Here is an 8,346-nt window from a genome sequence, read left to right as displayed (position 1 = left end):
AGTTAGTGTTGGCACCAGACAGCACAGTACCTAAATTCTTACCTTGCAGTTTGTTTTGCTCAGCAAACTTCTTCAAACCCGCCAGAGCAAGCGCGCCAGAAGGCTCTGCAATCGCACGGGTGTCTTCAAAGATGTCTTTTACTGCTGCGCAGATTTCATCGCTAGAGACGGCAATATGGCCATCAATGTACTTTTGGCATAGACGGAAAGTCTCTTCGCCAATGCGTTTTACAGCGACGCCATCGGCAAACATGCTGACTTGGTCTAGTACTACTGGCTCACCAGCATCCAAAGCAGCTTTGAGGCATGACGAATCTTCTGGCTCAACTGCAATCACTTTGATTTCTGGCATGAGCTGCTTCACAAGTACCGCAACACCCGCAGCCAAACCGCCACCACCGACAGGGACGAAAATGTAATCAAGGTGACCATTTTGCTGCAGCATTTCCATGCCGATGGTGCCTTGACCTGCAATCACCAGTGGGTGATCGAAAGGAGGGACAAATGTGTACCCATGCAGATCAGAAAGGCGTTCCGCTTCCGCTTTTGCCTCATCAAAGTTGCTGCCGTGCAGCACTACATTGCCACCGAAGCCACGTACCGCATCGACTTTGATGTCTGGTGTGGTTTTAGGCATCACGATGGTGGTTTTGATGCCTAGCTTAGTACCAGAGAGCGCCATGCCTTGAGCGTGGTTACCTGCCGATGCTGCAATGACACCAGCGGCTTTTTGTGCTTCAGATAAACTCGCCACCATGTTGTATGCACCGCGCAATTTGAACGAGTGTACGGGTTGGCGATCTTCACGCTTGATCTGCACGTTATTCCCGATACGTGCAGATAAACGAGGCATTTCTTGCAGTGGCGTCACTGTTGCTACTTCATAAACAGGTGCGCGAAGGATTTGGCGCAGATAATCTGCGCCAGTTTGGTTCACTTGTTTTTCGGGTTGAGCTTCCATCATTGCTAGCCCTCTAGCTTCGACTTGTCTCGTACTGCACCCTTGTCAGCACTGGTTGCCATACTCGCGTACGCTTTGAGTGCAAATGAAACTTCACGTTGGCGGTCAACTGGTTTCCAGCCTAGTTCGTCTTGTTTTGCACGGCGCTCAGCAAGTTCTTGTTCAGACACTTGGAGTGAAATTGAACGGTTTGGAATATCAATTGCGATTATATCGCCTTCTTTTACCAGGCCAATTGCACCGCCGTTTGCTGCTTCAGGAGAGGCGTGGCCGATAGAAAGACCTGATGTGCCGCCAGAGAAACGGCCGTCAGTCAGAAGTGCACACTCTTTGCCAAGGCCCATCGATTTTAGATAAGTGGTTGGGTAAAGCATTTCTTGCATGCCCGGACCACCTTTAGGGCCTTCGTAACGGATAACAACCACGTCGCCAGCTTTTACTTTGCCGCCTAAGATGCCTTCTACGGCGTCTTCTTGGCTTTCGAAAACTACGGCTGGGCCAGTGAATTTATGAATGCTCTCATCCACACCAGCAGTCTTAACGATACAACCATCTAATGCGATGTTGCCTGATAGAACGGCTAGGCCACCTTCTTGGCTAAAGGCATGATCGATAGTACGAATACAGCCTTCCGCACGGTCGTCATCAAGGCGATCCCAGCGGCAATCTTGTGAGAACGCTTGAGTAGTACGAATTCCCGCAGGACCTGCGCGGTAGAACTTAAGTACTTCTTCGTCTTCAGTTTGGATGATGTCGTATTTCGCCAGCTGCTCTTTCATCGAAAGGCCAAGCACGGTGCGCGCATCATTGTGTAGAAGACCTGCACGATCTAACTCACCAAGAATTGCCATGACGCCACCAGCGCGGTGTACGTCTTCCATGTGATATTTCTGGGTAGATGGTGCCACTTTACATAGGTGTGGTACTTGGCGTGATAGGCGATCGATATCTTCCATATCGAAATCCACTTCACCTTCTTGCGCTGCAGCCAACAGGTGCAAAATGGTGTTGGTTGAGCCACCCATTGCAATATCCAGTGCCATCGCATTTTCGAACGCATCAAACGTAGCGATGTTGCGTGGCAGTGCTGATTCGTCATCTTGCTCGTAGTAACGACGAGTCAGTTCAACGATACGACGACCTGCATTAAGGAACAGTTGTTCACGGTCAGCGTGCGTTGCCAGCATAGAACCGTTACCTGGTTGAGAAAGACCCAGTGCTTCCGTTAGACAGTTCATTGAGTTTGCAGTGAACATGCCTGAACACGATCCACACGTTGGACATGCGCTGCGTTCGATCTGCTCGCTTTGCTCATCAGACACTTTTGGATCCGCGCCTTGGATCATCGCATCTACAAGGTCTAGTTTGATGATCTGATCAGAAAGCTTGGTTTTACCCGCTTCCATTGGACCACCAGAAACAAAGATAACCGGGATGTTGAGACGCATAGATGCCATCAACATTCCCGGAGTGATTTTGTCACAGTTAGAGATACATACCATGGCATCGGCACAGTGCGCGTTGACCATGTACTCCACAGAGTCTGCGATCAGTTCGCGTGAAGGCAGTGAGTACAGCATGCCGCCGTGACCCATTGCGATACCATCATCAACCGCGATGGTGTTGAATTCTTTTGCGATGCCGCCGGCTTTTTCGATTTCACGCGCTACAAGCTGGCCCATGTCTTTCAGGTGTACGTGACCCGGAACAAATTGAGTAAACGAGTTTACAACGGCGATGATTGGTTTACCGAAGTCTTCTTCTTTCACACCCGTTGCACGCCACAGTGCTCGTGCACCCGCCATGTTACGACCATGTGTGGTGGTAGCTGATCTATATTTTGGCATTTCCTAATCCTTCTTACTTCTGTTCTGGGTACACATAGTCTAACCAGCCCCACTTATCTTCCGTGGTGCCGTCAAATAGGCCAAAGTAGGCTGCTTGTAGTTCTTTAGTGATTGGGCCGCGTTTACCTGTACCTACTTCAATTTTGTCGATGGTTGCCACTGGTACAATCTCAGCCGCAGTACCTGTCATGAAGACTTCATCGGCAAGGTAAAGGGCTTCACGAGCAATGTTCGCCTCACGTACTTTGTAGCCTTTATCGCGTGCAATTGTCATGATCGAGTCACGAGTGATGCCCGGTAGAATCGCGCTAGTTGCTGGTGGTGTAGTGATTACGCCATCTTTGATAACGAAGATGTTTTCACCAGCCCCTTCCGATAGGTAACCATCTACGCTTAGCGCAATACCTTCGTCGTAACCGTGACGACGCGCTTCACCACCAACCAGTAGTGAAGATAGGTAGTTACCGCCTGCTTTAGCCGCAGTTGGGATGGTGTTTGGCGCAGCGCGATTCCAGCTTGAAATCATCGCATCGACACCTTTTTCTAGCGCTTCTTCGCCTAAGTAAGAGCCCCAAGGAAATGCTGCAATGATTAGATCCATCTCAGTGCCAACTGGTGGACATACGCCTAAGCCAACATTCCCGACAAAACCCAATGGACGAATGTAAGCGCTGTCGAGTTTGTTTTGGCGCAGTGTTTCGCGGGTCGCTTCCATGATTTCTTCTACAGAGAAAGGGATCGGAAAGCGGTAAATCTTGGCAGAATCTTTTAGACGTTGTGCATGCTCACGGTGACGGAAGACAATTGGGCCTTTTGGTGTGTTGTAACAGCGCACGCCTTCAAACACGGATGTACCATAGTGCATTGCGTGAGTCAGAACGTGAACGTTCGCCTCTGCCCATGGAACCATCTCACCATTAAACCAAATGAAATCTGCAGTTTTCGTTGCCATTTGTTGCCTTCCTTATGCACTTACGTGTTGTTGTAAGTTGTGATTTGGCAGTTCATCGTTGCGGATTTTTAGCACCTCAACCTTACGAACGTCCCACAACTTCTCTATTTGATTGATCAAAAACGAGATTGGTCGATCGCTGTCGACGATGATCTCGACGCTGGCTACTTTGCTTTCGTGGTTTTGCGTAGCAGCGACTTGTTTGATCACGAAACCTCGGTGACGAATCACACGTAGAACGCGCTCCAACAGTACCGGTTTGTCATCGGCTTTGATGTCGAGTAAATATCTGTCCATGCGATTGTCTCCTATGTATTTTCCAACATATCACTGTTTGATGCGCCAGGTGGCACCAATGGCCACACGTTTTCTTCTTCATCAATCAAAACGTGAAGCATGTAAGAAGTTTCACTCGCTAGCATCTCTTTGAGAGCAGGTTCGACTTCTTCTTTCTTGGTGATGGTTTTGCCCGGGATATCGAATGCTTTTGCTAACATCACGAAATCTGGGTTGTCATCAAGAATGGTTTCACTGTGGCGACCGTCAAAGAACAATGACTGCCATTGGCGAACCATGCCAAGACGTTGGTTATTAAGAAGGACAATCTTCACTGGAATCTGCCGACGCTTCAGCGTGCCCAATTCCTGAACGTTCATCATAAATGAACCGTCACCTGTAATAAGGATAGACTGATCATCAGGACGTGCGACTGCAGCGCCCATCGCTGCTGGCAAGCCAAAGCCCATGGTGCCAAGACCAGCAGAAGTGATGAAATTTTGTGGTTCGCGTGGCTGGATATGTTGCGCTGCCCACATCTGGTGTTGACCGACGTCGGTCGAGACAATTGAGCTATCTGGCATCATGTCAGACAGTTGTTTAAGCAATAGCGGTGCGTAGATTAACTCGCCCGGGTGGTCGTAACGCCACTTAAAGCCGCTGCGCAGACTTTCACTGTGATGAACCCACGGTGAAATATCTTGAGTCAGCTCTAGCTGAGGAAGAATGGTGTTGATGTCGCCACGTAATGGTGCGTTGGCGTGGCGCAGTTTATGAATCTCCGCAGCATCAATGTCGATATGAATCACTTTCGCATTTGGTGCAAACGTGTCGAGCTTACCCGTCACACGGTCATCAAAACGCGCGCCAACCACAATCAATAGATCGGCTTCTTGAACCACTAGGTTGGCGGCTTTGGTGCCGTGCATACCCAACATACCAAGATAGTGAGGATCATGGCGTTCAATGGTACCGAGACCTTTTAATGTGCTAACTGCAGGCATTGGGTTTAAGCGAAGAAATTCGCGTACTGCATCGGTTGCTTTCGCAAGTTGCACGCCACCACCAACATACAACACTGGGCGAGTAGATGCTGCCAGCACATCTTGCGCACGTTTGATATCTTCAGCGCTGACATCTTCGATTGCTGGTGCTATGTATGGAGGAAGAAGGTCTGTGGGTGCTTGAGCAAGTTGAACATCTTTGGCGATATCGACAATGACAGGACCCGGACGACCGGTTTTTGCGACTTCAAAGGCTTCGGCAAGTGTCGGAGCTAGATCTTCAATTTCGGTCACGAGATAGCTGTGCTTAGTACAGGCTAGGGACATTCCGATCACATCCATTTCTTGGAATGCATCGGTACCGATATGAGAGCTAGCTACCTGGCCTGTGATGGCAACTAGAGGTACGGAGTCAAGGAAAGCGTCGGCAAGGCCGGTAACAAGGTTAGTGGCTCCTGGGCCGGAAGTTGCCATGCACACAGCAACGTCTTGAGTGGAACGAGCCATCCCGATAGCTGCCATAGCGGCCCCTTGCTCGTGACGGCATAGGATGTGTTCCACCCCACCGTCATACAAAGCATCATAGATTGGCATGATGGCCCCGCCGGGGTAGCCAAAAACGGTTTCGATGCCTTGCTGTCTTAAAGCGGCTACGACAAGTTGTGCACCAGTCATCGTAAACCTCCTTTGCTACGTTGTGGCTCGTAGCGATTGCCATATTTATTGCACTTCATGTGCACTCCCATTCTTCCCGTTAAACTGTCCGAGGGTTAGACAGATGACAACTTGTAGTTGTAAAAAAACCCCCGGACTTTTCAGTGCGGGGGTTTTCTGTAATTTGTGGTTACCTTTCGCCCACAATACCCCGCGCGGTGCCAATAATGACCACGATAATCAGGGCTAGCAGTGCGTTGATATGAGCGAAAAGGTTCATCTGTCTGTCGTTCTTTTTTCGTTAAAAAATGTTGTGTAATGTTCTACGAAATTGTTTGCGTCATTAGTGGTATCACACAATTCCGCTGCATGACAAGCAAAAAGTCATTCTTTTTTCACATTAACTCTCAATTGGGACGCGGTATATAACATAACCAACTAGATAAAACATTTGTTTACAGAGTGTTCAAAAAAATTGAGGAACGTATGGGGCTGGCAATCATTCATAGTCGAGCAAGCGTCGGGGTGCAAGCGCCATCGGTTAGTGTAGAAGTTCATATCAGCAACGGCATGCCAGGGTTTACCTTAGTAGGCTTGCCAGAGACAACGGTAAAAGAGTCCAAAGATCGCGTACGCAGTGCGATCATTAATTCTAACTTTCAATTTCCTGCTAAGCGGATCACCGTGAACTTGGCTCCGGCAGATCTACCCAAGGAGGGAGGACGTTTTGATCTTCCTATTGCATTGGGAATTTTGGCCGCTTCGGAGCAAATCGCGACAGATAAGCTCAAAAACTACGAATTTGTGGGTGAGTTAGCACTATCTGGTGGTCTGAGACCTGTAAAAGGTGTGCTGCCTGCTGCGCTGGAAGCCAGTAAGATTCAACGTCATTTGGTCGTCCCACATGTGAATGGCGATCAGGCGGCGCTGGTGGGGAAGGAACAACATAAATCGGCCCAATCATTACTGGAAGTATGTGCCGAGCTTTGTGGTCAACATCGACTGAATCTTTTTCAAACGCCTAAGCGAAAAACGATCGAAAAACATGGTCGAGACTTACAAGATATTATTGGCCAACAACAAGGTAAGCGAGCACTGGAGATTGCTGCCGCTGGAAACCACAACTTACTTTTCCTTGGCCCGCCAGGTACTGGAAAAACGATGTTGGCTTCGCGTTTGTGTGACTTATTACCGGAAATGAGTGACGAAGAAGCAATGGAAACCGCTTCGGTGGCATCGTTGACTCAGAGTGAAATTAATGAGCATAACTGGAAGTCGCGTCCGTTTCGTTCTCCGCATCATTCAAGTTCAATGGCGGCATTAGTCGGCGGTGGTTCGGTACCCAGACCAGGGGAGATCTCTTTAGCCCACAACGGGTTATTGTTTCTCGATGAAATGCCCGAATTTGATCGTAAAGTTCTGGACTCGTTACGCGAACCGCTCGAATCTGGCGAGATCATTATCTCTCGAGCGCAAGGTAAAACACGCTTTCCGGCTCGTTTCCAATTAGTTGGAGCATTGAACCCAAGCCCGACAGGATATTACGAAGGCAATCAAGCGCGCACCAATCCACAAGCTATTTTGCGCTACCTTGGTCGATTATCTGGACCACTGTTAGATCGCTTTGATATGTCTTTAGAAATCCCAGCTTTGCCCAAAGGGACATTAGCAGAAGGTGGTGATCGCGGTGAGCCGACTGCTATCGTAAAAGCGCGTGTGAGCCATGCGCGTAACAATATGCTAAACCGCAGTGGTAAGGTCAATGCACTGCTAGGTAGTCGAGAAATTGAGGCATTTTGTCCCTTGCATAAGAGTGATGCTGAGTTTCTTGAAACCGCTTTGCATCGTTTAGGGCTTTCGATTCGTGCGTATCATCGTATTATCAAAGTGGCGCGAACAATCGCCGATCTGGATGGGGCGGAGCAAATTGAACGAACGCACTTGGCCGAGGCACTTGGGTATCGAGCGATGGACCGTTTACTGAAACAGCTTACGGCGCAAGCGGTATAGACAGCAAAGTGTCATCGCAACAAGTGTTGTAAGCCCCTTGTTGCGATGAAGGGCGTTAGAAGGTGTAGTTGAGACCAAGCGACAATAGGTACTCTTTCTCCTCATAAAACGTGATATTCGAGTCAGTTTGGCTATAGCCGGCTAAAGAAATGAACGACCAGTCTTGCCAGTCAAATACGTTTTGATATTCGTAGGCCGCAAATAGGCTGATGGTGTCGTCATTTCGTGTTTTAGCAAAAGTTTGGCTAGCTCCTTGATAGTCTTTCCATGCATAACCCGCGGTGAGAGCCAATCGATGGCGATTGATAAATTTAAACCAGCTGATGTCAAACCCGTATGAATCAAATGATTCCGCCTTACCGTCGGCATCTTGATTGATGTAGGTGAAAGCGGGTTGCAACATAGACGTTTGGTTGAGTGGAATGCGATAGTCGCCTTTGACATAGTAAAGGTTAGCATCGCGAGCAAGTGAGCGGTCTGTCACTTCCTCCTGCTCGATGTCTTTATCAGCATAAGCAAGATCAAGGTTGAAGTTCCTATCAATTAACCCTTTGATCTGAAAGCGATATGCATTGCCGTCAACATCCGTCTCTTTACGTGCGGTTCCTACTTGATAAGGGTTGCGCCAAGTTTCGCCTTTGA

At 48.7% G+C, this 8,346-nt stretch carries 7 protein-coding genes; 1 reads left to right on the top strand and 6 read right to left on the bottom strand.

Annotation, left to right across the window (positions count from 1 at the left end; all coding sequences use genetic code 11):
- The 5 genes from ilvA to ilvG all read right to left on the bottom strand — a co-directional run.
- Positions 1-964 (bottom strand): threonine ammonia-lyase, biosynthetic (gene ilvA / locus IQR33_RS33765; RefSeq protein WP_228014031.1); only part of this gene is annotated, 964 nt, incomplete at its 3' end.
- 2 nt (positions 965-966) lie between these two features.
- Complete coding sequence (gene ilvD, locus IQR33_RS20165; protein ID WP_132937262.1) at positions 967-2,808, bottom strand: dihydroxy-acid dehydratase; 1,842 nt, start codon at positions 2,806-2,808, stop codon at positions 967-969.
- A 13-nt stretch (positions 2,809-2,821) separates the two neighbouring features.
- The gene (ilvE, locus tag IQR33_RS20160; protein ID WP_025768922.1) at positions 2,822-3,760 is read right to left on the bottom strand and encodes a branched-chain-amino-acid transaminase; all 939 of its coding nucleotides are present in this window, start codon (positions 3,758-3,760) and stop codon (positions 2,822-2,824) included.
- Positions 3,761-3,772: 12 nt separating this feature from the next.
- Positions 3,773-4,057 (bottom strand): acetolactate synthase 2 small subunit, encoded by a 285-nt coding sequence (gene ilvM, locus IQR33_RS20155; RefSeq protein ID WP_005378958.1) that lies wholly within the window; start codon positions 4,055-4,057, stop codon positions 3,773-3,775.
- A gap of 11 nt (positions 4,058-4,068) precedes the next feature.
- On the bottom strand, positions 4,069-5,715 hold the full coding sequence (ilvG, locus tag IQR33_RS20150) for an acetolactate synthase 2 catalytic subunit (RefSeq protein WP_005378960.1): 1,647 nt from the start codon (positions 5,713-5,715) through the stop codon (positions 4,069-4,071).
- Between the two features lie 465 nt (positions 5,716-6,180).
- Between ilvG and IQR33_RS20145 the strand changes: the two genes are divergently transcribed.
- Positions 6,181-7,704 (top strand): YifB family Mg chelatase-like AAA ATPase, encoded by a 1,524-nt coding sequence (locus IQR33_RS20145; protein ID WP_005383862.1) that lies wholly within the window; start codon positions 6,181-6,183, stop codon positions 7,702-7,704.
- A gap of 55 nt (positions 7,705-7,759) precedes the next feature.
- Here the strand turns inward: IQR33_RS20145 and IQR33_RS33760 are convergent.
- On the bottom strand, positions 7,760-8,346 hold a 587-nt coding region (locus IQR33_RS33760; RefSeq protein WP_228014030.1), incomplete at its 5' end, for a DUF2860 family protein.

The organism is Vibrio sp. OPT46 (genome assembly GCF_015163535.1).
Lineage (GTDB): Bacteria > Pseudomonadota > Gammaproteobacteria > Enterobacterales > Vibrionaceae > Vibrio > Vibrio alginolyticus.
The sequence above is the reverse complement of the archived record's forward strand: the minus strand, read 5'-3'. Positions and strand labels throughout refer to the sequence as shown.

What these genes read in the sequence shown, in the direction of transcription:
- ilvD (WP_132937262.1), bottom strand. Translation starts at nt 2,808, where the DNA reads ATGCCAAAATATAGATCAGCTACCACCACACATGGTCGTAACATGGCG.
- ilvE (WP_025768922.1), bottom strand. Translation starts at nt 3,760, where the DNA reads ATGGCAACGAAAACTGCAGATTTCATTTGGTTTAATGGTGAGATGGTT.
- ilvM (WP_005378958.1), bottom strand. Translation starts at nt 4,057, where the DNA reads ATGGACAGATATTTACTCGACATCAAAGCCGATGACAAACCGGTACTG.
- ilvG (WP_005378960.1), bottom strand. Translation starts at nt 5,715, where the DNA reads ATGACTGGTGCACAACTTGTCGTAGCCGCTTTAAGACAGCAAGGCATC.
- IQR33_RS20145 (WP_005383862.1), top strand. Translation starts at nt 6,181, where the DNA reads ATGGGGCTGGCAATCATTCATAGTCGAGCAAGCGTCGGGGTGCAAGCG.